The sequence below is a fragment of the Achromobacter ruhlandii genome (genome assembly GCF_002082135.1).
GTDB lineage: Bacteria > Pseudomonadota > Gammaproteobacteria > Burkholderiales > Burkholderiaceae_B > Achromobacter > Achromobacter ruhlandii.
Genome location: NZ_CP017433.1, coordinates 5,900,978 through 5,923,113, shown reverse-complemented (window position 1 = coordinate 5,923,113; position 22,136 = coordinate 5,900,978). Strand labels below are relative to the sequence as shown.

General features: G+C 68.9%; 20 protein-coding genes. 6 read left to right on the top strand and 14 right to left on the bottom strand.

The window, feature by feature from the left end; genetic code table 11:
- Window positions 1–17: 17 nt before the first annotated feature.
- From AruCF_RS26855 to AruCF_RS26820, 8 genes are all read right to left on the bottom strand, one after another.
- Window positions 18–923: a prolyl oligopeptidase family serine peptidase gene (locus AruCF_RS26855; RefSeq protein ID WP_049070853.1), complete on the bottom strand. Its 906-nt coding sequence runs from the start codon at window positions 921–923 to the stop codon at window positions 18–20.
- Between the two features lie 5 nt (window positions 924–928).
- Entirely contained in the window at window positions 929–1,939 is a 1,011-nt protein-coding gene (locus tag AruCF_RS26850) for an ABC transporter ATP-binding protein (RefSeq protein WP_020925445.1), read from the bottom strand.
- A complete protein-coding gene (locus AruCF_RS26845; RefSeq protein WP_049070854.1) occupies window positions 1,936–2,919 on the bottom strand; it encodes an ABC transporter ATP-binding protein in 984 nt (327 codons plus the stop codon). The genes AruCF_RS26850 and AruCF_RS26845 overlap by 4 nt, the downstream gene beginning before the upstream one ends.
- A 130-nt stretch (window positions 2,920–3,049) precedes the next feature.
- The gene (locus tag AruCF_RS26840) at window positions 3,050–3,967 is read right to left on the bottom strand and encodes an ABC transporter permease (protein WP_006386785.1); all 918 of its coding nucleotides are present in this window, start codon (window positions 3,965–3,967) and stop codon (window positions 3,050–3,052) included.
- Window positions 3,968–3,972: 5 nt separating this feature from the next.
- Entirely contained in the window at window positions 3,973–4,950 is a 978-nt protein-coding gene (locus AruCF_RS26835; RefSeq protein ID WP_006392551.1) for an ABC transporter permease, read from the bottom strand.
- A gap of 50 nt (window positions 4,951–5,000) precedes the next feature.
- Window positions 5,001–6,641, bottom strand: coding sequence for an ABC transporter substrate-binding protein (locus tag AruCF_RS26830; protein WP_083037015.1), 1,641 nt, complete (start codon window positions 6,639–6,641; stop codon window positions 5,001–5,003).
- Between the two features lie 65 nt (window positions 6,642–6,706).
- Window positions 6,707–7,678 (bottom strand): M14 family metallopeptidase, encoded by a 972-nt coding sequence (locus tag AruCF_RS26825; protein WP_049070857.1) that lies wholly within the window; start codon window positions 7,676–7,678, stop codon window positions 6,707–6,709.
- Window positions 7,679–7,731: 53 nt separating this feature from the next.
- Entirely contained in the window at window positions 7,732–9,168 is a 1,437-nt protein-coding gene (locus AruCF_RS26820) for a M20 family metallopeptidase (RefSeq protein WP_049070859.1), read from the bottom strand.
- Between the two features lie 164 nt (window positions 9,169–9,332).
- Here AruCF_RS26820 and AruCF_RS26815 point away from each other — a divergent pair, with 164 nt between their 5' ends.
- The gene (locus AruCF_RS26815) at window positions 9,333–10,247 is read left to right on the top strand and encodes a LysR family transcriptional regulator (protein WP_049070861.1); all 915 of its coding nucleotides are present in this window, start codon (window positions 9,333–9,335) and stop codon (window positions 10,245–10,247) included.
- Between the two features lie 90 nt (window positions 10,248–10,337).
- On the opposite strand, the gene AruCF_RS26810 is transcribed toward AruCF_RS26815, so the two are convergent.
- The 3 genes from AruCF_RS26810 to AruCF_RS26800 form a co-directional block, all read right to left on the bottom strand.
- The gene (locus AruCF_RS26810; RefSeq protein ID WP_049070863.1) at window positions 10,338–11,951 is read right to left on the bottom strand and encodes an ABC transporter substrate-binding protein; all 1,614 of its coding nucleotides are present in this window, start codon (window positions 11,949–11,951) and stop codon (window positions 10,338–10,340) included.
- A gap of 481 nt (window positions 11,952–12,432) precedes the next feature.
- A complete protein-coding gene (locus tag AruCF_RS26805) occupies window positions 12,433–12,666 on the bottom strand; it encodes a hypothetical protein (protein ID WP_049070864.1) in 234 nt (77 codons plus the stop codon).
- Between the two features lie 121 nt (window positions 12,667–12,787).
- Complete coding sequence (locus tag AruCF_RS26800) at window positions 12,788–13,657, bottom strand: NAD(P)H-hydrate dehydratase (RefSeq protein WP_049070866.1); 870 nt, start codon at window positions 13,655–13,657, stop codon at window positions 12,788–12,790.
- A 100-nt stretch (window positions 13,658–13,757) separates the two neighbouring features.
- Between AruCF_RS26800 and AruCF_RS26795 the strand changes: the two genes are divergently transcribed.
- Window positions 13,758–14,591 carry an enoyl-CoA hydratase/isomerase family protein gene (locus tag AruCF_RS26795; protein ID WP_006392559.1) on the top strand — a complete coding sequence of 278 codons (834 nt, stop codon included), beginning with the start codon at window positions 13,758–13,760 and terminating at the stop codon, window positions 14,589–14,591.
- 115 nt (window positions 14,592–14,706) lie between these two features.
- On the opposite strand, the gene AruCF_RS26790 is transcribed toward AruCF_RS26795, so the two are convergent.
- Both AruCF_RS26790 and AruCF_RS26785 read right to left on the bottom strand, forming a co-directional pair.
- Window positions 14,707–15,447 (bottom strand): enoyl-CoA hydratase-related protein, encoded by a 741-nt coding sequence (locus AruCF_RS26790; protein WP_049070868.1) that lies wholly within the window; start codon window positions 15,445–15,447, stop codon window positions 14,707–14,709.
- Entirely contained in the window at window positions 15,444–16,415 is a 972-nt protein-coding gene (locus tag AruCF_RS26785; RefSeq protein WP_049070869.1) for an NAD(P)H-dependent flavin oxidoreductase, read from the bottom strand. Before AruCF_RS26785 ends, AruCF_RS26790 begins: the two co-directional genes overlap by 4 nt.
- A gap of 199 nt (window positions 16,416–16,614) precedes the next feature.
- Here AruCF_RS26785 and AruCF_RS26780 point away from each other — a divergent pair, with 199 nt between their 5' ends.
- The 4 genes from AruCF_RS26780 to AruCF_RS26765 all read left to right on the top strand — a co-directional run bounded on the left by AruCF_RS26780 (window position 16,615) and on the right by AruCF_RS26765 (window position 21,816).
- Window positions 16,615–17,238 carry a TetR/AcrR family transcriptional regulator gene (locus AruCF_RS26780; protein ID WP_020925435.1) on the top strand — a complete coding sequence of 208 codons (624 nt, stop codon included), beginning with the start codon at window positions 16,615–16,617 and terminating at the stop codon, window positions 17,236–17,238.
- A 35-nt stretch (window positions 17,239–17,273) separates the two neighbouring features.
- On the top strand, window positions 17,274–18,422 hold the full coding sequence (locus tag AruCF_RS26775) for an acyl-CoA dehydrogenase family protein (protein WP_006386797.1): 1,149 nt from the start codon (window positions 17,274–17,276) through the stop codon (window positions 18,420–18,422).
- A 565-nt stretch (window positions 18,423–18,987) separates the two neighbouring features.
- Window positions 18,988–20,217, top strand: a complete 1,230-nt coding sequence (locus AruCF_RS26770; RefSeq protein ID WP_083037013.1) for a CaiB/BaiF CoA transferase family protein — start codon at window positions 18,988–18,990, stop codon at window positions 20,215–20,217.
- Between the two features lie 72 nt (window positions 20,218–20,289).
- Window positions 20,290–21,816 (top strand): 3-hydroxyacyl-CoA dehydrogenase, encoded by a 1,527-nt coding sequence (locus tag AruCF_RS26765; RefSeq protein WP_049070872.1) that lies wholly within the window; start codon window positions 20,290–20,292, stop codon window positions 21,814–21,816.
- 86 nt (window positions 21,817–21,902) lie between these two features.
- On the opposite strand, the gene AruCF_RS30080 is transcribed toward AruCF_RS26765, so the two are convergent.
- The coding region (locus AruCF_RS30080) for a c-type cytochrome (RefSeq protein ID WP_006386800.1) at window positions 21,903–22,136 on the bottom strand (234 nt) is incomplete at its 5' end.

The window sequence follows — 22,136 nt, the reverse complement described above, 5'->3', positions numbered from 1 at the left end:
GAAATGAAAGGGAACGTTCAGGCGACCTGCTGGCCGGCCAGGCGGGCCAGTTCGGCGTCGCTCGGCATGCCGCCCTCGAACCACAGGCTGGCGCAGACCGCGGACATGGCGCGGCCGTCGTGGCCGATGCCGGGCACCACCTGTAGCGTCCAGTTGAACGGCACGCCGCGGCGCTCGGCTTCCTTGCGGCCGGCCTCGAAATAGTTGTGGGCGCGGGCGAAGCGGTGCGGGCCCTGGCGCATGGCGGCCGGTTCCGACGGCAGGTTGGGATCGTCGGTGGCGATGTCCTGGTCGCCGGCCAGGATCGTCATCGGGTACGCCAGCAGCTTGACCAGGTGGTCTTCGGTCAGGCCGACGCCGTCCATGCCTTCGGGGAAGGGGTAGTCGAAGGTCGGCAGGGTGTACCAGCCGGGGTTGCCGGCCGTCACGGCCTTGAACGGCGCGTGCGACTGGCTGCTCATCAGGCGGTGCACGAACTGGCCGCCGGCCGAGTGGCCGAACAGGTAGACGTTCTCGCCATCGGTGATCTCGGCGTCGATCATGTCGCGGATCACGTTGCCCACCAGCGCGTAGGTCCAGCCGTCGATGTGGCGCGGATTGCCGCCGGCCGAGAACACGCGGCCATTGTTGTAGCTTTCCACGCCGGGCCAGATCTCGTTGGAGAAGGTCAGCGCCACGATCAGCAGCTTGTGCTTGTCGGCGGCCTCGACCCAGAAGTCGCGGTATTCGTCGCCGTTGCGCAGCACGCCATGCTGCACGATCACCACCGGCCGATCCGGGGTGTAGCCGTAGGGGCGGTAGGTCTGCAGCTTGAACGGGCGATCGGAATTGCGATCCTCGTCGATATAGGTGATGGCGTTGCGGCCGGCATGGCCCATTTCGATGGCGATGCGGTCCACGTTGGACATGTCAGAGGGTTTCATGGCGTTCAGGCGGTGGCTTCGTTCAGGTGGCAGGCCGACCAGTGGCCCGGAGAGATTTCCTTCAGCGTCGGCGCCTGCTCGCGGCAGCGCGGCATGGCGTGCGGGCAGCGCGGGTTGAAGGTACAGCCCGACGGCGGATTCAGCGGCGACGGGATCTCGCCCTTGATCGGCGTGAACTTGCGGCCGCGGCGCGCCACGTCCGGCACCTCGGCCATCAGGGCCTGGGTGTACGGATGGTTGGCGCGCGCGAAGATCTCGGCCGAGGTCGAGATCTCGACGATCTTGCCCAGGTACATGATAGCCACGCGATCCGAGATGTGGCGCACCACGCCCAGGTCGTGGCTGATGAAGAGGTAGGTGAAACCGTGCTGCTCGCGCAGGTCCATGAACAGGTTGATCACCTGCGCCTGGATCGACACGTCCAGCGCCGCCACCGGTTCGTCGCACACCAGGAACTTGGGCGCCACCATCAGCGCGCGGGCGATGCCGATGCGCTGGCGCTGGCCGCCCGAAATCTGGTGCGGGAAGCGATCGCGGTACTCGGTGTCCAGGCCGACTTCCTTCAGGGCCTGGTCGATGCGCGCGGGAATCTCGGCCGGCGGCGCCAGCTTGTGCACCTTGAGCGATTCGCCCAGGATCTGGCGCAGGCGCTGGCGCGGGTTGAGCGAGGCCTGCGGATCCTGGAAGATCATCTGCACGCCCAGCGTGTAGGCCAGCTTGTCGGCGCCGCGCAGTCGACGCGCGTCCTGGCCCTGGTAGAGCAGGTCGCCTTCGGTCTGGCGGTGCAGGCCGGCAACGACGCGGCCCAGGGTGGACTTGCCGCAGCCGGACTCGCCCACCAGGCCGACGACTTCGCCGCGGCCGATGCGCAGGTCAACGCCGTTGACGGCGTACACGGTGCGGCGGTCGATCGGGCGGCCGCCCAGGGCCAGGATGCGCTGGGCCAGGTCGGGACGCTGTTCGAAGCGCTTGTGGACGTTCCGGAGCTCGATGACGGGGGTATCGGCTTGACTCATGCTTGCTCGGCCTCGCGGGCGATCGGGACGTAACAGCGATAGCTGCGCGAACCTTCGGTGGTAACGGTGGGGGCTTGTTCGGTGCAGCGCGTGACCGCGTGGGTGCAGCGCGGCCGGAAGGCACAGCCCGACGGGCGGCCGGCCAGGCTGGGCGCCATGCCGTTGATCTGGTGCAGGCGCGCGCCCGGCGTGGTGGCGCCGGGCATCGAGTCCAGCAGGCCGCGGGTATAAGGATGGCGCGGCGCGTCCAGCACCTGTTCGACCGGGCCGCTCTCGACGATGCGGCCGGCGTACATGACCGCGACGCGGTCGGCCAGCTCGGCCACCACGCCCAGGTCGTGGGTGATCCAGATCAGCGCCGTATTGTGCTCGCGGCAGATCTCCTGCATGCGGTACAGGATCTGGCCCTGGATGGTCACGTCCAGCGCCGTGGTCGGCTCGTCGCAGATGATGAGGTCCGGCTTGTTGAGCATGGCGATGGCGATCGCCACGCGCTGGCGCATGCCGCCCGAGAACTCGTGCGGGTAGCTCTTCAGGCGCTTCTCCGGCGACGGAATGCCGACCATGGCCAGTGCCTCGCGGCAGCGCTCCAGCGCTTCGGCGCGCGGCACGTCCTCGTGCGTCAGGATGGCTTCCATCATCTGCTCGCCGATGCGCAGCACCGGGTTGAGCGTCATCAGCGGGTCCTGGAAGATCATGGCGATGCGGTTGCCGCGCAACTGGCGCATCTGCTCTTCGGAGAGCTTGCGCAGGTCGTTGCCCTTGAACTTCACTTCGCCGTCGACGACTTCTCCGGGCGGATCGATCAGCCCCAGCAGCGAGAAGCCGGTGACCGACTTGCCCGAGCCGGACTCGCCGACCAGGCCCACGATCTCGCCGCGGCGCACGGTCAGGTCGACGCCGTCGACCGCCAGCCAGGCGCCGGCCTCGGTATGGAATGCGGTGCGCAGGCCGCGCACTTCTAGAAGCGTGTCACTCATATCATTTGTCCATTGCGCCAGTCGCCAAGCATGCGGGAGGCCTTGCCCAATCGGGATGCCGCGGAGCCGGCTCCGCCGGTCCGCTGGCATGCCCCCTTGAGGGGGGAGCGCGAAGCGCTTCGGGGGTGGGTCATTTCCTCGGGTCCAGGCTTTCGCGCAGGCGGTCGCCGACGATATTGATTGAAAGAATGAGCAACAGCAGCGCAATGCCCGGGAACAGGCTGATCCAGTAGTCGCCCGACAGCAGGTACTGGAAGCCGTTGGAGATAAGCAGGCCCAGCGACGGTTCGGTGATCGGCACGCCGACGCCCAGGAACGACAGCGTCGCTTCCAGCGCGATGGCGGTGGCGATCTGGATGGTCGCGAACACCATGACCGGACCCAGGCAGTTGGGCAGCAGGTGGAACACCATGATGCGCCAGGCCGGGAAGCCCAGGTTGGCGGCGGCCTCGACGTACTCCTTGCGCCGCTCCTGCAGCGCGCGGCTGCGCATGATGCGGGCATAGTGGCCCCACTGCACCAGCACCAGCGCCAGAATCACCTTGTCGACCCCGCGCCCCAGCACCACCAGCAGCACCAGCGCCACCAGGATGGTCGGGAAACCCAGGATGAAGTCGACGATGCGCATCAGCACGGTGTCGACCAGGCCGCCAACGTAGGCGGCCACCAGGCCGACCGCGCCGCCCACGGCGGTGGCCAGCATCACGGCCGACAGGCCCACCATCAGGCTGATGCGCAGGCCGTAGAGAATGGCGCTGAGCATGTCGCGGCCCTGGTCGTCGGTGCCGAGCCAGGCGATGCTGCCGTCCATCAGCGCCTGGCGCGGCGCCAGGCGGCCGTCCATCAGCGACAGGTTGGCCAGATCATAGGGATTCTGCGGCGCGAAGTAGGGCGCGAACACCACCAGCAGCACCAGGATGGCCAGCGCGATGACCGAGCCGCGCACGGTCGGCCGGGCCCGCAGTTTCTTCAGGATCGAGGCGCGCTTGGGCGTATCGGCCAGGGGCTGGACGGTACGGGTGCGGCCGGTATTGGGAGATTGAGCCATGACGATTATTGAGCAGGGGTCACGAGCTGCACGCGCGGATCGAGCGCGGCGTACAGGATGTCCACAACCAGGTTGATGACCACGAAGATCAGGGTGACCAGCATCACGTACGCGACCACCACGGGCCGGTCGAGCTGGTAGACGCTGTCGATGAGCAGCTTGCCCATGCCGGGCCACGCGAACACGGTCTCGGTGATGGTGGAATAGGCGATCAGGCTGCCGAATTCCATGCCGATGACGGTGACCACCGGGATCAGGATGTTGCGCAGGATGTGGCGGCGCACGATGCGGCCGGGCTTGATGCCCTTGGCGCGCGCGAACTTCACGTAGTCCTGGCTGCGGGCCTCGACCACGCCGGAGGCGGTCAGGCGCAGCACCAGCGCGATGTTGGCCAGCGCCAGGTTGATGGCCGGCATGATCAGGTGCGACCAGCCGTCGGCCGTCAGGATCGACAGGCGCACGCCCAGCACCGTCACGGTGTCGCCGCGGCCGGTGGCGGGCAGCCAGCCGAGCCACACCGCGAACAGCAGGATCAGCATCATGCCCTGCCAGAAGTTGGGCAGCGAGAAGCCCAGCACCGACGACGCCATGATGCCGCGGCCCAGGGGCTCATCGCGGTACAGGCCAGCCACCAGGCCTAGCGGAATGCCGATCACACAGGTCAGGCCGATGGCCACGATCACCAGCTCGAAGGTGGCGGGGATGCGCTGCACGATCAGCTCGATGGCCGGGATGCCGTGCACGAACGACGTGCCCAGGTCGCCGTGCAGCGCGCGCCACAGAAATCCTGTGTATTGCTGCCACACGGGCAGGTCCAGGCCGAGGCGGGCGATCATCGCCTCGCGCGCCGCCTGGCTGGCTTCGGGGCTGACCAGCAGTTCGATCGGGTCGCCCACGGCATACACCGCGAAGAAGACCACGACCGAGACGGCCAGCAGCACGAACAGACTCTGGATCAGTCTGCGTAGGATGAAAAGGGCCACGTGATATTTCCTTGGTGGGCTCGGGGTTGCAGGCGCCGGAAACGGCGATCTTAATTAGCGGGCTTGGCCGACATGGCCAGGGTGTATTGGTCGGCGCGGCCTTCGTACGTCAGGCCCTTGCGGAACGCCCAGATGCTGCTTTCGAAATGCAGCGGAATGCTGGGCAGGTCGGCCAGCGCCAGGGTCAGGGACTCCTGCAGCAGCTTTTCGCGCACCGCCGGATCGACGGTGGTCAGGGCGCGCTTGAAGACCTTGTCGAAGGCCGGATTGTCATAGCCGCCGTAGTTGCTGGTGCCCAGGCCGTGTTCCTTGTCGAAGGCGCTGACCCAGTACTGCAGGAACGACGAGGCCTCGCCGGTTTCCGACGACCAGCCGCCCATGGCGAAGCTGAACTCGCGCTTGGCGCGCTTGGGAAAGTAGACCGAGCGCGTCATCGCGTCCACGGTCGTCTTGATGCCCACGCGCGACAGATATTGGGCCACGGCCTGCGAGATCTGCGCGTCGTTGATGTAGCGGTCGTTGGTCGACGAGATGGTCAGCTCGAAGCCGTCCGGGTAGCCGGCCTCGGCCAGCAGCTTTTTGGCGGCGGCCGGATCGTACTTCAGTTCTGGCGGCGGCTGCAGTGTGCCGAACATGCCGTCGGGCAGGAACTGGTTGGCCGGGGTGGCGGCGCCGTCCATGATGCGGGCGGTAATGGCCTTGCGGTCGATCGCCATCGAGATGGCGCGGCGCACGCGCACGTCCTGCAGCGGGTTCTTGCCGTCGGCGGCGCGCACCATCGGGCTGGGGCTGCGCGCCACGTCGAACTGGAAGTACACCACCCGCACCGACGGCGTGATGACGTAGCCGAAGCCCGGCGTTTCCGAGATGCGCTTGACGTCGCGCGCGGCCGGGTTCTCGATCAGGTCGAAGTCGCCGGCCAGGAGGCCGGTCAGGCGCGGGCCGGCGGCCGGCACCGGAATCAGCCGCACGTTCGGCCAGGCCGGCTTGTCGCCCCAGTAGGCGTCGTTGCGCGCCAGCTCGATGGCGCTGCCCTTGACGTAGGACTTGAGCGTGTACGGGCCGGTGCCGGTGGCGGACTTGCCGCTGTTGAAGTCGCTGATGGTGGGCCAGGGGCCGGTCACGCCGCAACCATTCTTGGGATCGAAGCGGATCGGGCCGTGCTCGACGATTCCGCTCCACAGCATGGCGTTGCGGGTCAGGTCGTTGGGCAGCAGCGGGTAGGGCAGGTGGGTCTTGATGACCAGCACGTTGCCGTCGCGCACGTCGATGCTGGCCAGCTTCTGCACCACGCTCAGGTACGAGCCGCCGATCGACTGCTCGTTGTGGAACGCGCGGCACAGCGTGAAGATCACGTCCTGCGGCGTGAACGGCTGGCCATTGGAGAACTTCACGCCGTCGCGCAGCGTGAATTCCCAGGTGGTGTCGTCCACCGCCTTCCAGGCGGTCGCCAGCCGCGGCACCAGATTCATCTTGGCGTCCTGGCCGATCAGGGTCTCGAAGATGTGCGAGGTCATCGCGTCGTTGGGCGTGACCTGGTGGTAGTGCGGGTCCATCGCCGTGGGTTCGGACGACAGGCCGATGCGCAGCGTCTGCGGGGCCGACTGGGCCTGGGCCATGGCGCCAGCGGCCAGGGCGGCCGCCAGCGTACAGGTCGATAACGCGCTGCGGATGAAAACGTTTGCGGACATGCTGCTTCCCTTGGTGGTTTTTTTATATGACGCGGCGCGCCATCAAGGGCGCGCCGCGCGATGCATCAGACGATCGGTTGCGCCAGCCGCACCACCGTCACCCCGGCCCGCAGGTTGGCGGTCGACGGCATGATCAGGACGCAGTTGTCGTACGGCGTGGTCACGGCCTCGCCCTCGGACCAGCCGATGACGGTGCCGGCGCGCGCCAGCGTCTCCAGGCCCTTCCAGGGCTCGGCGAAACGGAAGTCGGCGCTCTTGGCGGCGATCGCGTGGGTCACGCGCAGCGCGCGCTGGGCGCTGGCCTGGGGGGCGAACCAGGCGGCGGGCAGGTCGGCCTCGTCCACGGTGCCGGCCGCCACCAGGAAACGCGCCATCTGGTCGACCGCCACGCCGCGCGCCTCGGGCGCGCCATGGAAGCCGCATTCGATCAGCAGCGAGCGGGTGCCGTTGTCGCCGGCCTCGCCGAAACGGCCGTAGTCGCGCATGCGCACGCCGGCGGCATGGCCGGCGTCGGCGATGATCGTGGCGGGGTTGCCCAGCGACAGGGCCAGGTCGATATTGCGCTGTTCCATGCCGGTCAGCTGCAGTGGCACATCGGAATTGCTCATCGAGTGGAAGTCCAGCAGCCAGTCGGCCTGCGCCACCCACGGGCGCAGGGCGGCAGCGCGGCGGCGTTCCTGGCTGATGGGCTGGGCCAGCTTGTCGTCGCTCCAGACGCGGTTCATGTCTTCATCGACGAAGCGCGCCGGCGCGTAGTTGGCGGGGTCGAAGCGGTCGAACGCGGCCAGGTTGCAGAACGCCAGAGTCAGCGAACCACGGCGCGGCCGCAGGCCGGCCGCCAGCGCATCCTTCAGGGCCCAGGCGCCGCACAGCTCGTTGCCGTGGACCAGGGCGCTGAGCATCACGCGCTTGCCCGGCACGCCGGAGTCGAAATGCCAGACGCCGGGGGTATCCGTGTTGCCCACGCGCTCGGCCGCCAGATCCGGACAGGCGAGCAAAAAGGGGCGCGGACGGGACGCGGTAGGGGACGAGGACATGGGAACTCCGATCAAGCGAGGGGGATTGTATAAGGGATGTCGCCCGAAGGCGGTCAGGTGGCGGTCAGGCGCTCGCGTTGCGCGGCCACGGCCGCGCCCTGTTCGCCCAGGTCCCAGAACAGGCCGGCCATCACCGCCGCGCCTTCGCGCGCCACGGAGGCGAGCAGGTGTTCGTCGGGGCCATGCTGGCAACAGGCGGGATAGGAATGCGGCACCCAGATGGTGGGCAGCCCCAACACTTCCGAGAAAGCGTCGTTGGGCACGGTGCCGCCCAGGTTCGGCAGCAGCGCGGGCGTCTTGCCGGTGGTGGCGGCCAGCGAGGCCACGGCCCAGCGCGCCCACGGATCGTGCGGGTCCAGCCGGGTGGCCGGCGTGCCGCGCCGCACGCGGACCTGGACCTGCCGCAAGCCCCGCGCGTCCAGGTGCCGGCGCAGGATGCCCTCGGCCTGGCGCCAGTCGGTGCCGACCACGAAACGCAGGTTGCAGGTGGCGCTGGCGCGCGGCGGAATCGCGCCCACCGGGTTGTCGGGGTTGCCGGTCTTGTAGGCCAGCACTTCCAGCGTGTTCCAGCCAAACAGGCGCTCGGCCAGCGACAGGCCGGGCTCGCCCCAGTCCGGGTCGATCTCGGGGGCGTCGTCGTCCTGGCCGACCTGGATGTCCGCCAGCGCCTGGCGCACGGCGGGCGGAATCGCCGGCGGACGCAGGCCGTCGACCAGCAATCGGCCGCGCGCGTCCACCAGGCTGGCCAGCGCGTGCGCCAGGATGAGGCCGGGATTGGGCAGCACGCCGCCCCAGTTGCCGGAGTGGTGGGCGTGGCCGCGCAGGTCCACCGTCAGGTCGAACAGCAGCGTGCCGCGCGACCCCAGGAACAGTGTCGGCAGGTCGGCCGCCAGCCGAGGGCCGTCGGAGGCGATGAAGACATCCGCCGCCAGGGCGTCGCGCCAGGCGGCGCAGGCCTGGTGCAGGCCGGGCGAGCCGACTTCCTCGCCGCATTCCACCAGCATGCGCAGATTGAAGCCCAGGCGCCCGCCGCGTTCGGCCCGCACCTGTTCCAGCGCGGTCATGTTGATGCAGTACTGTCCCTTGTTGTCGGCGGCGCCGCGGCCATACCAGCGGTCGCCCTCGGCGGTCAGGCGCCACGGCGCCAGGCCGGCGCGCCATTGCTCGTCATAGCCGCGCACCACGTCGCCGTGGGCGTACATCAGCACGGTGGGCAGGGCGGGGTCTTCGATGCGCTCGGCCAGCAGGAACGGCGGGCCGCCGGCGACGGGGTTGTCCTCGACGCGCCAGGAACAGCCCAGCGCTTCCAGGCGCGGCGCGACCGCCGCGCGCAGGTAGTCGTAGAGCGCGGCGCGCTGGTCCGGGTTCTGGCTTTCGGTGCGGTGCGCGACCAGCTCCGCCAGATCGCGCTGCAAGGCGCCGCTATCGGCATATGCGACCGCGCGGCCGATGGCGGCGGCGCGGTTGGCGCTCGTGACTGCTGCTGGCACGGACTTCCCCTTGTCTGGCGGGGCGCGTCATTGCGCACCCTGCTGAATCGTTGCGCAAATTCTAGGATCAGGGAAGCTTTCTCTACAATTAGAATATTTATCGGAAGCTTTGCAAAAAAGGCAAAGCTATTTTCATCGGCGTCAGGCCCCAGCGAGGGGGAAACATGCACGGCATCGCCCTGCGTTACTTTGTCGAGGTCGCCCAGGCGGGCAGCCTGAGCGGGGCGTCCGAACGCCTGCACGTGGCGGTGTCCGCCATCAGCCGCCAGATCGCCAAGCTGGAGGAAGAAGCGGGCGCGCCGCTGTTCGAGCGCGCCGCGCGCGGCATGGTGCTGAGCGAGGCCGGCCGGCTGCTGCTGGCCCACGCCCGCCGCACGCTGCTGGAATCGGATTCGGTGCTGCAGGAGATCGCCGCGCTCAAGGGCATGGCGCGCAACGAGATCCGCATGGCGGCGGTCGAGGGCGTGGCGCGCATCTTCCTGCCGTCGGCCATGGCGCGCTTTCGCCGCGACTGGCCCGAGGCGCGCTTCGACCTGCATGTGGGCACGCCGGCCGATGTCGCCCGCCGCGTCGCCGAAGGCAGCGTCGAACTGGGCATGACCTTCAACGTCGAACGGCTCAGCGGCGTCAGCGTGCGCTATTCGCGGCGCGCGCCGGTGCACGCCGTCATGGCCGCGGGCCACCCGCTGGCCGGCCGCAAGAGCGTCAGCCTGCAGGACCTGGGCCGCTACCCGCTGGCGCTGACCGGCCCTGGCACCACCACCCGCCATCTGTTCGAGATGGGCTGCCTGCTGGAATCGGTGCAGCTCGAGCCGACCTTTACCTGCAATGATTCCTCGCCGCTGCATGGCTTCGTGTTCGGTTCCGACGCCATCATGCTCAGCGGCTACATCTCGGTGGCCTGGAGCCTCAAGCGCGACGAGCTGGTGGCGGTGCCGATCTCCAACGCGCAGTTGCAGTCGCGCACCTTGCAGCTGCACGTCATGCAGGGGCGCCAGCTGCCGCCCAAGACGGAAGCCTTCATCGACCTGTTGTCGCGCGAGCTGGACGTGCTGCTGGCGCAAGGGCCGGGCGCCTGAGACCGCCACGGCCGTCCGGTGGGGACGCGACGCGCATCCAAAGAAAAACGGCTGCCCGAAGGCAGCCGTTTTCATGTCGCGCGCGCCGGATTACTTGGCGTCGGGCTTGACCGAGGTGGCCAGCGTGAACTGGTCGCGGCGGCCTTCATAGGAGATGCCCTTGCGGAAGGCCCAGATGCTGCTTTCGAAGTGCAGCGGAATCAGCGGCACGTTGTCCAGCGCGATCTGGGTGGCTTCCTGCAGCAGCTTCTCGCGCTTGGGCGCGTCGACGGTGATGATGGCCTGCTTGTAGACCTTGTCGAAGTCGGCGTTGGTGAAGCCGCCGTAGTTGCTGGTGCCCAGGCTGTTGGGCGAGTCGAGCGAGGCGACCCACAGCTGGAACAGCGCCGAGGCTTCGCCCGTTTCCGCCGGCCAGCCGCCCATCGAGAAGCTGAACTCGCGCTTGGCGCGCTTGGGGAAGTAGATCGAGGCGGTCATGGCGTCGACGTTGGTCTTGATGCCGACGCGGGCCAGGTACTGGGCCACGGCCTGCGCCACCTGGCCGTCATTGACGTAGCGGTCGTTGGTCGACGACAGCGTCAGCTCGAAGCCGTTGGGGTAGCCGGCTTCGGCCAGCAGCTTCTTGGCGCCCTCCGGGTCGTACTTGATTTCCGGGGCCTTGGGCAGCGCGCCGAACATGCCGTCGGGCATGTACTGGTAGGCCGGGGTGGCCATGCCGTCCATGATGCGGGCGGTGATGGTCTTGCGGTCGATGGCCATCGAGATCGCGCGGCGCACGCGCAGGTCCTGCAGCGGGTTCTTGCCGTCGGCGCTCTTGACGAACGGGCTCGGGTTGCGCGCCACGTCGGGCTGGAAGAACACCAGGCGGGTCGAGGGCGTGGCCACGAAACCGAACTTGGGGTTGTCCTTCAGGCGCTGCAGGTCGCGCGCGGCGGGGTTCTCGATCATGTCGAAGTCGCCCGACAGCAGGCCGGTCAGGCGCGGGCCGGCGGCCGGCACCGGCACGAACTTCACTTCCTTCCAGTAGGGCTTCGGACCCCAGTAGTTCTCGTTGCGCACCAGTTCGATGCCGGTGCCCTTGACGTACGACTTCAGGGTGTACGGGCCGGTGCCGATGGCGTCCTTGCCGTTGTTGAAGTCGGCCACCGTGGGCCACGGGCCGGTCACGCCGCAACCCTTCTTCGGGTCGAAGGTCAGCTTGCCGTGCTCGACGATGCCGTTCCAGATGATCGGCAGCGAGCGCGCCATTTCGGCGGGCATCAGCGGGAAGGGGGCGCCGGTCTTGATGATGACGGTGTGCGCATCCGGCGTCTGCACGTCGGTGATCAGCTTGGTCGTGTCCATGTAGGACTGCGACACGTTGGTCTCGTTGTTCAGCGTGCGGCAGATCGTGAACAGCACGTCTTCGGACGTGAACGGCTTGCCGTTGGAGAACTTGACGTCGTCGCGCAGCTTGAATTCCCAGGTCAGGTCGTCCAGGTTCTTCCAGGACGTGGCCAGCGCGGGCACCAGCTTCATGTCGGCACTGCGGCCCACCAGCGAACTGTAGACGTGCGCGGAGAACGCGTCGTTCTGCGTCATCTTGTGGTAGTGGGGGTCGGCCGAGGTGGGTTCGGCGGACAGGCCGATCTTCAGCGTCTGGGCCTGGGCAGCGGCCAAGGGAATGGCGGCGGCCACGAGGGCCAGGGTGGTGCGCAACTTCATGGTGACAACTCCGGATGGGGAACGAACCGGATCGTGCTGGCGGGGGGAAACAGCGGCGGAGCCAACCGGGGGAACGCAACGTCGGCCGGGGGGCTTGCGGTGTTTTTGGCGCCAGGCACGACGGCAAGGGGCCGATTATCGATAGGGGCTTCGCGCGCTGTCAATGCGCGCCGGGCCGGCGTCAGGGTAAACGCCGAGAGGGGGAATAGCGGGCGAAGCCGTGCGAAAAATGCCGATCGCCCCAGTTCGAGGCGGTCCCGCTTCGGGACGGCTTCGCACTGGGGCGATCGAGTATTGCGTCGTGGAGGGCGTCGCGGGGGCGCCGCAAGTGGGGCCGGCGCGGCGCGATGGCGCCCGGCAATGAAGACCCGGGAGCCGGGTCCGATGCAACGGGCGCCGCATCGGCGGCGGGCGTCGCACCGGCAGCGCGCCAGGCTGAATCGCGGGAGATCGGTCGCGACTCAGGCCGGCACGGCTGGTCTTACCACTGCGAACCGGAGAAGCGCGAGCTGGCGGCGCGGGCCTTGTTCATCGACTCGTTGACTTCGTCGATGAAGGCGAACACGCCAGCAACGGCGGCGGCGATCGCCTTGCCAGCCTTCTTCAGGTTGGTCAGCGGGTGGGAATTCGGTTGGTTCTCGAGGGCGCCGCGGAGCAGGTCGCGCTCCAGCGCGTCGGTCAGGCGGGCAGTGTGGTTCAGGGTCAGTTCGCTCATGGTTTTCTCCAGTCCGTTTCGTCTTGGGGTAAACCATTATAGGGATAACCCTAAATCAAAAGCAACGCGTTTTTAGGGGAAAACCCTAGTATGTTGTAAAAATGTTTTTGCCCCCAGGGACTTAGGCGGTCGGCCCGCCGTTGCGCAGTCCCCGGGCGGCGTCCGCCAGTTCGCCTGCGGTCAGCCCGATCGGCCCGATGCCCCGGGCCACCAGGGCGTCGGCCGCCGCGCCGTGCAGCCAGACCGCGCCGGCCACGGCTTGCGCCAGCGGCAGGCGCTGGGCCAGCAGCGAGCCCAGGATGCCGGCCAATACGTCCCCGGTTCCGGCCGTGGCCAGGCCAGGGTTGCCGCTGGTATTGCGCCACCAGGTGCCGTCCGGCGCGCAGACCACGGTGCCCGCGCCCTTCAGGACCACCCAGGCGCCGAAGCGCCGCGCCAGCGCCTGGGCGGCGGCGGGGCGGTCGGCCTGGATGCCGGGGGTGTCCAGGCCGAGCAGCCGGCCGGCCTCGGCCGGGTGCGGGGTCAGCACCACCGGGCCGTCGCCCCAGTTGGGCTGGATGCCGCCGTTGGCCAGCAGGTTCAGGCCGTCGGCGTCCAGCACCAGCGGCGCGCCGCCGCGCAGCACGAACAGTTCCGACAGGGCGTTGGCGGCGGCCGCGCCGGCGCCGATGCCGCACCCGGCAACCCAGGCGGTGACGCCCCAGTCCGTGTCGAGCAGCGAGCGCGCGTCGCGCAGCATCAGTTCGGGTTGTAGCGGGTCGCAGGGCAGCGGCGCCGCGTCCTGGGCGAAGCCCACCAGCACCTTGCCGGCGCCGGTCTTGAGCGCGGCGCGCGCGGCCAGCAGCGCCGCGCCTTCCATGCCGCGCCCGCCGCCCACGACGCCAACGGTGCCGAAACTGCCCTTGTGGGTGTCCGGATCGCGGACGGCGAACAACGCCGGCAGGTCGTCGCGGCGGATCTCGCCGGCAAAGGAGGGGGCGGGGGTGTTCATGGGCTGAGGTTCCGGGATCGGCGGCGGGCGCCTGGGATGGGGCTATCCACTATAGTGCCCCAAAACGCGCGGCCTTCCGCCCGCGCCACCGGAGACGACGATGACCGATATCACGCTGGAACACTATTCCGCCTACGAGTCCCTCAAGCTGCGCCGCCATCCCAATGGCGTGCTGGAGCTGATCATGGGGTCCAAGGACGGCAAGCCGGGCAAGCTGTCCACCGCCGACGACCGCATGCACCGCGAGCTGGCCGACATCTGGCGCGATATCGACACCGACCCCGACACCCGCGTGGTGGTGATCCGCGGCGAGGGCAAGGGTTTCTCGGGCGGCGGCGACCTGGACCTGGTGCAGCAGATGGCGGACGACTTCGACGTGCGCACCCGCGTCTGGCGCGAGGCGCGCGACCTGGTCTACAACATCATCAACTGCAGCAAGCCGATCGTGTCGGCGATGCACGGCGCCGCCGTGGGCGCGGGGCTGGTGGCCGGCTTGCTGGCCGACATCTCGATCGCCGCGCGCGACGCCCGCATCATCGACGGCCACACCCGCCTGGGCGTCACCGCCGGCGACCATGCCGCCATCGTCTGGCCGCTGCTGTGCGGCATGGCGCGCGCCAAGTACTACCTGATGCTGTGCGAAACCGTGAGCGGCGAAGAGGCCGAGCGCATCGGCCTGGTGTCGCTGTGCGTGGACGAGGCCGAGTTGATCGGCCGCGCTTTCGAGGTGGCCAACCGCCTGGCGGCGGGCTCGCAGACCGCGATCCGCTGGACCAAGTATTCGCTGAACAACTGGCTACGCATGGCCGGCCCGACCTTCGATACGTCGCTGGCGCTGGAATTCATGGGGTTTGGCGGCCCGGACGTGCGCGAAGGCGTGCAGTCGCTGCGCGAGCGGCGGGCGCCGAACTTCCGGCCCGACTCGCCCTTCTGACAAGGACGGCTGCCGGCCGCGTCCGGCCCCGCGCCGGGCGGGTTCTGGCCAAGCGAGCCGGCCCAGGCGTCGCATACGGCGGCGCGGGCGCGCAAGGCGCCCGGCCGTGCCGGATTCACTTCTTGAAGAACGCCGCGAAGGCGGCCTGCGCCTCTTCCGTCTGCAGGCGGGCGCGGAACTGCTGCGCCTCGTAATCGAGCGTGTCCTGGATCGCCTGCCGGTCCGGGCGCTTGAGCATGGCCTTGGTCAGCCGCAGGGCGGCCGGCGGTTGTTTCGCCAGGCTGGCGGCGGTGGCCTGCGCGGCCGCCAGGGCGCCGCCCTTGGCGGTGACCGCGGTGGCCAGGCCGGCCTCGCACGCTTCCCGTGCCGAGAACGCCTTGCCCTGCAACAGCCATTCGGCGGCCCGGCGGGCGCCGGCCAGGCGCGGCATCAGCAGGCTGGACGCGCCCTCCGGGCACAGGCCCAGCGCCACGAACGGCATGCGCAGGGTGGCGCCTTCGCCGATGTAGACGAAGTCGCAATGCTGCAGCAGCGTCACGCCGATGCCGATGGCGTAGCCCTCGACGGCGGCGATGACCGGCACGTCGGCCTGCGTCAGCGCGCGCAGGAAGGTCAGGCCGGCGCTGTCGCCGGCGCCGCGTTCGGCCTGGAAATCGCGCAGGTCGTTGCCGGCAGTGAAGTGTTCGCCGGCCCCGGCCAGGATCACCGCCGACACGCCTGTGTCGGCGCTGGCCAGCGCGATCTGTTCGGTCAGCGCCGTGTAGGTGGCCGTGTCGAGGGCGTTGCGGCGGTCCTGGCGATCGATCACCAGCGTCAGCACCGCGCCGTCGCGCGTGACCCGCAGCCCGGCGCTCATGCGAAGGTCCTGGCGGCCAGTTGCGTCTTGGCCTCGACGTATTCGCGGCGCAGCGTGTCGACGACCTGGCGCGTCGGCTGCACGCTGCCGATGTTGCCCACGCCCTGGCCCGCGCCCCAGATGTCCTTCCACGGCTTGACGCGGCTGGAGCCGAAATTGGAGGCGCCGCTGTCCGGCTGCGGCAGGTTGGCCGGATCGAGGCCGGCGGCGGCGATGCTGGCCTTCAGGTAGTTGCCGGGGATGCCGGTGAAGAACGGGGTGTAGAGGATGTCGGCGGCGCTGGCCTCGACGATGGCGGCCTTGTAGCCCTCGCTGGCGTTGGCTTCCTCGCTGGCGATGAAGCGCGTGCCCATGTAGGCGAAGTCCACGCCCATGGCGAGCGCGGCCAGCACCTGGGCGCCGGAGGTGATGGCGCCCGACAGGATCAGCGGGCCATCGTAGAAGCGGCGCACCTCGGACACCAGCGCGAACGGGCTGAGCGTGCCGGCATGGCCGCCCGCGCCCGCGCACACCAGGATCAGGCCATCCACGCCCGCCTCCAGCGCCTTTTCGGCGTGGCGGATGGTGGTGACGTCGTGGAACACCTTGCCGCCCCAGTCGTGGATGCCTTTGACCAGGTCGCCGGGCGCGCGCAGGCTGGTGATGATCAGCGGCACGCGATGGCTGGCGCATACCGCCAGGTCCTGTTCGAGCCGGTCGTTGGACTGGTGGATGATCTGGTTGACGGCGTAGGGCGCGACGGCGGCGCCGGGGTTGGCCTCGCGGTACGAGGCCAGGCCGGCCTGGATTTCGTCCAGCCAGTCGGTCAGCAGGCTCTGCGGACGCGCGTTCAGCGCCGGAAACGAACCGACGATGCCGCTCGTGCATTGGGCGACGACCAGCTTCGGGTTGGACACGATGAACATGGGGGCGCTGATGACCGGCAGGGACATCTGGCCATACAGATCTGTCACGAGGGAGTGGGGCATAACGGCGTCACGTGTGGTTTCGGGTTGAGCGCCCAAGCCGCGCTTGCGTGGCGGAAAGGGATGTGCCTACAATTACCTACCGACCGTCCGGTAATTAATTAATCTTTATTTAACGGCAAGCGCCGAACCGCTGTCAATGGAACGGAACCGCCCGCGGTCCGGCATTGCCTGCCTCGACGCCGCCTCACCAGGTTCCCTCATGGCGACTTCCGCAGCCCCCGCCACCAAACGCGCCCGCGCCGGCCGACCGCCAACGCTGGCGGCCCCGCGCGAACGCATCCTGGCCGAAGCCGCCAAGCTGTTCGCGCGCAGCGGCTACGACGGCAGTTCGGTGTCGGACCTGGCCGCCGCCATTGGCGTGTCCAAGGCCGCCATCTATCACTACTTCACCACCAAGCAGGACATCTACGACGCCATCATCCTGGCGGTGCTCAATGGCCTGAACCAGAGCGTCGGCCAGGACGTGGCGCGTGCCGAGGGCGGCGCCGCCCGCCTGCGCGCCTTCATGGTCGGCCACGCCCGCTATTTCGAGCAGCACCACGCCGAGTTCGTCACCATGCTGATCGGCTATTCCGGCATGGCGCTGCCCGAGCGCGAGGACGCCGCCCGATTGCGCGACGGCTATGAGAAGCGCCTGCGCGACCTGATCGCGCAGGGCGTGGCCGAGGGCGCGTTCCGGCCGCTGGACGTGCCCGCCACCGGCCGCGCCGTGCTGTCGATGCTGAACTGGATGGTGCGCTGGTACAAGCCCGGCCAGGGCGACAGCGCCGAGACCATCGCCGCCGGCTATTTCGATTTACTGGTTGGTGGCATGCGCCCCTGAGCGCCGCCGCCCCGCACTCCCAAGAGACTGACATCATGGCCCTGGATACCGAAACCCTGACCCTGTTGCTGGACGCCGTGCGCCGCTTCGTGCACGAACGCCTGATTCCCGCCGAGGACGAACTGGCCGCCAGCGGCCAGGTGCCGCCGGACATCGTCGCCGAAATGCGCGAGCTGGGCCTGTTCGGCCTGTCGATCTCGCCCGACCACGGCGGCCTGGGCCTGACGATGGAAGAAGAAGTGAAGGTGGTGTTCGAACTGGGCCAGACCTCGCCCGCGTTCCGTTCGCTGGCCGGCACCAACATCGGCATCGGCTCGCAGGCCATCGTGCTGGCCGGCACGGACGAACAGCGCGCCCGTTACCTGCCGCGCCTGGCCAGCGGCGAACTGATCGGCTCGTTCGCGCTGACCGAACCCGATGCCGGCTCCGACGCCATGGCGCTGCGCCTGTCGGCCGAACGCGACGGCGACCACTACGTGCTCAACGGCACCAAGCGCTACATCACCAACGCGCCCATCGCCGGCCTGTTCTCGGTGATGGCGCGCACCGCGCCCGAACGCCGCGCCAATTCCATTTCGTGCTTCCTGGTCGAAGCCGGCACGCCGGGCCTCATCATCGGCAAGCCGGACAAGAAAATGGGCCAGGCCGGCGCGCTCACCAGCGACGTGGTCTTCGACAACTGCCGCGTCCCCGCCTCGGCCCTGCTGGGCGGCGAGGAAGGCAATGGTTTCCGCACCTCGATGCGCGTGCTCGACAAGGGCCGCCTGCACATCTCGGCCCTGTGCGTCGGCATCGCCGACCGCCTGCTGCGCGACGCCGTCAAGTACGCCACCGAACGCAAGCAGTTCGGACAGCCCATCGCCGAGTTCCAGCTGATCCAGGCCATGATCGCCGACAGCCAGGCCGAACTCTACGCCGCCCGCTGCATGGTCCTGGACGCCGCCCGCCTGCGCGACCGCGGCGAGAACACCACCATGCAGGCCGCCTGCTGCAAACTCTACGCCACCGAAATGGTCGGCCGCGTCGCCGACCGCGCCGTCCAGATCCACGGCGGCGCCGGCTACATGTCCGAATACGCCGTGGAACGCTTCTACCGCGACGTGCGCCTCTTCCGCATCTTCGAAGGCACCTCGCAAATCCAGCAGCTGGTCATCGCCCGCGAGGTCATCAAGGCCAACAGTTAAGCAGGGAGAAGGTGTGGCGGGCATCCACCCGCCACCCCCGATGCCGACACCTCAACACTGGAGCAATAGGGCAGGTCGCCATGCATCGTGTGCCGCCAGGCGCCCCTGCAACGTGAAGGTCCTCCCCCCCCCCGCGCAGCGTCATCACCCAACCGCAAAACAGCATGTAAGCCAAAGAAGGCTGCCCGCGCAGCCGCCTTTGGCGGGCCCCGCCCCACCCCTCACCTCCCGATGGTCGTCACCAGAATGCCAAGCACACCGTCCGTCCCAGCACCCGCGATGAGCCTTCAGCGCAGCCCTTTGCGGTGTGGCGTGGGGAATGGGGGGCGTGTAGATGCGCCCGACGGAATCCGAAGGAGTCGCCGCAGGCGAGGACGAGGATGAGTAAGGGGCAGTCCGGAGCGAACGCTCCGGACCGCAATCGTAGCCCCCCATTCCCCACGCCACACCGCAAAGGGCGTCTAAAGAACCCAGACGCGTCCGCCCACCGACCACCCCAACACACCCAAGCCCCCACCGGCTAATATCCCCACTGACCTAATACTCTTTGGCGAAAAGATAAAAGATGTCGCAACGTCCCGCTCCCCTGACAGGCATCCGCGTCCTGGACCTGACCCGCGTTCTCGCCGGCCCCTGGTGCACCCAGAACCTGGCCGACCTCGGCGCCGAAGTCATCAAGATCGAGCGCCCCGGCGCCGGTGACGACACCCGCGCCTGGGGCCCCCCGTACCTGAAGGACGCGGCCGGCAACGACACCACCGAAGCCGCCTACTACCTCTCGGCCAACCGCAACAAGTTCTCCGTCGCCCTCGACATCGCCTCGCCGCGCGGCGCCGAACTGGTGCGCGAACTGGCCTTGCAGAGCGACATCCTGGTCGAGAACTTCAAGGTCGGCGGCCTGGCCAAGTACGGCCTGGACTACGCCAGCCTCAAGGAAGTGAACCCGCGCCTGATCTACTGCTCGATCACCGGCTTCGGCCAGACCGGTCCGTACGCCAGCCGCCCGGGTTATGACTTCATGATCCAGGGCATGGGCGGCCTGATGAGCATCACCGGCGAGCGCGACGACCTGCCCGGCGGCGGCCCGCAGAAGGCGGGCGTGGCCGTGGCCGACCTGATGACCGGCATGTACTCCACCGTCGGCATCCTGGCCGCGCTGCACGAGCGCTCGGTCAGCGGCCTGGGCCAGCACATCGACATGGCGCTGCTGGATTGCCAGGTCGCCATGCTGGCGAACCAGAACCTGAACTTCATGACCTCCGGCAACGCCCCGCGCCGGGCCGGCAACGCGCACCAGAACCTGGTGCCCTACCAGGTCTTCGCCGCCAGCGACGGCCACCTGATCGTCGCGGTAGGCAACGACAGCCAGTTCCGCAACTACTGCGGCGCCATCGGCCTGCCCGAGCTGTCGGCCGATCCGCGTTTTGCCACCAACCCGCAGCGCGTCAAGAACCGCGATGCGCTGGTGCCGCTGCTGGCCGAACGCATGGCCACCGGCGCGCGCGACCACTGGCTCGCCTCGCTCGAGGCCGTCGGCGTGCCGGCCGGCCCGATCAATACGCTCGACCAGGTCTACGAAGACCCGCAGGTGCTGGCGCGCGGCATGAAGCGCGAGCTGCCGCACCCGACCGCGGGCACCGTGCCGATGGCCGCCAGCCCCCTGAAGTTCTCGGGCAGCCCGGTCGAATACCGCCGCGCGCCGCCCATGCTGGGCGAGCACACCGCGCAGGTGCTGGCCGAAAAGCTCGGGCTGTCGGCCGCGGAAATCCAGGCGCTGGCGCAAAGCCCGTCCTGATCCGCCGGCGCCATCCGGTCGCCGCGCCTGGCGCGGCGCACACACCATTCCAATGACAGGCAGGAGAAGTTGATGACGGAGATTCAAACCATCGGCGTCGTGGGCGCCGGGGCCATGGGGCGGGGCATCGCCCAGATCGCGGCGCAGGCCGGCCTGCGCGTGCGCCTGTACGACACCAGCGCCGACGCCGTGGCCGCCGCGCGCGAGTCGCTGCGCCAGACCTGGGACAAGCTGGCCGAGAAGGGCAAGCTGACCGCCGCCGACGCGCAGGCCGCGCTGGCGCGCGTCGAGTCCGCCACCGCGCTGACCGACATGTCGCAATGCCAGCTGGTGGTCGAAGCCATCGTCGAGCGCCTGGACGTCAAACGCGACCTGTTCGCCGCCCTGGAGGGCGTGGTGGCCGACGACTGCATCCTGGCCTCGAACACCTCGTCGCTGTCGATCACCGCCATCGCCGCGGCCTGCAAGCTGCCGCAGCGCGTCGCGGGCTATCACTTCTTCAACCCGGTGGCGCTGATGAAGGTGGTCGAGGTCATCGACGGCCTGCGCAGCGCGCCCGAGACCGGCGACGCGCTGGCCGAACTGGCGCGCCGCATGGGCCACACGCCGGTGCGCGCCAAGGACATGCCCGGCTTCATCGTCAACCACGCCGGTCGCGGCATGAACACCGAAGGCCTGCGCGTGGCGCAGGAATCGGTGGCGAGCTTTGCGCAGGTGGATGCCATCATGCGCGAGCAGGCCGGCTTCCGCATGGGCCCGTTCGAGCTGCTGGACCTGACCGCGCTGGACGTCTCGCATCCGGTGATGGAATCCATCTACCGCCAGTTCTTCGACGAGCCGCGCTTCCGTCCGTCGCCCATCACCACCGTGCGTCTGGCCGGCGGCCTGATCGGCCGCAAGGCCGGCGAGGGCTTCTACAAGTATGTGGACGGCCAGAAGCAGGTGCCCGCCGAGGCGCCCGTGCCGGCGCTGCCGCAGGGTCTGAAGGTCTGGGTCAGCCCGCGCCACGCGGAAGGTTACGCGCGCGCCACCGCGCTGCTGGAAAAGCTGGGCGCGCCGCTGGTGTCCGGCGCCACGCCGGCGGCCGATGCGCTCATCATCGTCACGCCGTTCGGTGAAGACGTATCCACCACGGTGTCGGCGCAAGGGCTGGATCCGGCGCGCTGCGTCGGCCTCGATACGCTGCACGCGTTCGACAAAGCCAAGCGCCGCACCCTGATGGTGTCGCCGGGAACCGACGCCAAATGGCGCGATGCCGCGCACGCGGTGCTGGCCGGCGACGGCGTGCCGGTGTCGGTGGTCGAGGATTCTCCGGGCTTCGTCGCGCAGCGCATCGTGGCCATGATCGTCAACATCGCCGCCGATATCGCGCAACAGCAGATCGCCACCCCCGAGGACATCGACCGCGCCGTGACGCTGGGCCTGGGGTATCCGGTGGGCCCGCTGGCCCTGGGCGACGCGCTGGGCGCGGAGCGCATCCTGGAGATCCTGAAGAACATCCAGCGCGTCACCGGCGATCCGCGCTATCGTCCCAGCCTGTGGCTGCAACGCCGCGTGCAGCTGGGCATGTCGCTGCTCAAGACCTCGGCCGCCGACTGACGGCGCGGCCCCAAACAAAAAGCCCCTCGATGCATCGAGGGGCTTTTTTTCGACCGGCGCGGCGCCGCGCCCGGGGTGTGCGCGGCTTACTTGGCCGCGTCCACCATGTATTGCACGGCCGCGCGGATGTCGTCTTCCGAGGCGTTGGCCGCGCCGCCCTTGGGCGGCATCGGCGGCTTGCCCTGCATCGCGACCTTGACCATGGCGTCCATGCCGGTCTTGATGTACGGCTCCCAGGCGGCCTTGTCGCCGAACTTGGGAGCGTTGGCCACGCCGGTGGCGTGGCAGGCGAAACAGACGCTCTTGTAGAGCTTCTCGCC

Coding starts and splice junctions, on each gene's coding strand:
- AruCF_RS26770 (WP_083037013.1), top strand. CDS start 18,988: ATGTCGCAACGTCCCGCTCCCCTGACAGGCATCCGCGTCCTGGACCTG.
- AruCF_RS26805 (WP_049070864.1), bottom strand. CDS start 12,666: ATGAGCGAACTGACCCTGAACCACACTGCCCGCCTGACCGACGCGCTG.
- AruCF_RS26840 (WP_006386785.1), bottom strand. CDS start 3,967: ATGGCTCAATCTCCCAATACCGGCCGCACCCGTACCGTCCAGCCCCTG.
- AruCF_RS26855 (WP_049070853.1), bottom strand. CDS start 923: ATGAAACCCTCTGACATGTCCAACGTGGACCGCATCGCCATCGAAATG.
- AruCF_RS26825 (WP_049070857.1), bottom strand. CDS start 7,678: ATGTCCTCGTCCCCTACCGCGTCCCGTCCGCGCCCCTTTTTGCTCGCC.
- AruCF_RS26815 (WP_049070861.1), top strand. CDS start 9,333: ATGCACGGCATCGCCCTGCGTTACTTTGTCGAGGTCGCCCAGGCGGGC.
- AruCF_RS26795 (WP_006392559.1), top strand. CDS start 13,758: ATGACCGATATCACGCTGGAACACTATTCCGCCTACGAGTCCCTCAAG.
- AruCF_RS26780 (WP_020925435.1), top strand. CDS start 16,615: ATGGCGACTTCCGCAGCCCCCGCCACCAAACGCGCCCGCGCCGGCCGA.
- AruCF_RS26800 (WP_049070866.1), bottom strand. CDS start 13,657: ATGAACACCCCCGCCCCCTCCTTTGCCGGCGAGATCCGCCGCGACGAC.
- AruCF_RS26775 (WP_006386797.1), top strand. CDS start 17,274: ATGGCCCTGGATACCGAAACCCTGACCCTGTTGCTGGACGCCGTGCGC.
- AruCF_RS26845 (WP_049070854.1), bottom strand. CDS start 2,919: ATGAGTGACACGCTTCTAGAAGTGCGCGGCCTGCGCACCGCATTCCAT.
- AruCF_RS26810 (WP_049070863.1), bottom strand. CDS start 11,951: ATGAAGTTGCGCACCACCCTGGCCCTCGTGGCCGCCGCCATTCCCTTG.
- AruCF_RS26765 (WP_049070872.1), top strand. CDS start 20,290: ATGACGGAGATTCAAACCATCGGCGTCGTGGGCGCCGGGGCCATGGGG.
- AruCF_RS26785 (WP_049070869.1), bottom strand. CDS start 16,415: ATGCCCCACTCCCTCGTGACAGATCTGTATGGCCAGATGTCCCTGCCG.
- AruCF_RS26850 (WP_020925445.1), bottom strand. CDS start 1,939: ATGAGTCAAGCCGATACCCCCGTCATCGAGCTCCGGAACGTCCACAAG.
- AruCF_RS26790 (WP_049070868.1), bottom strand. CDS start 15,447: ATGAGCGCCGGGCTGCGGGTCACGCGCGACGGCGCGGTGCTGACGCTG.
- AruCF_RS26830 (WP_083037015.1), bottom strand. CDS start 6,641: ATGTCCGCAAACGTTTTCATCCGCAGCGCGTTATCGACCTGTACGCTG.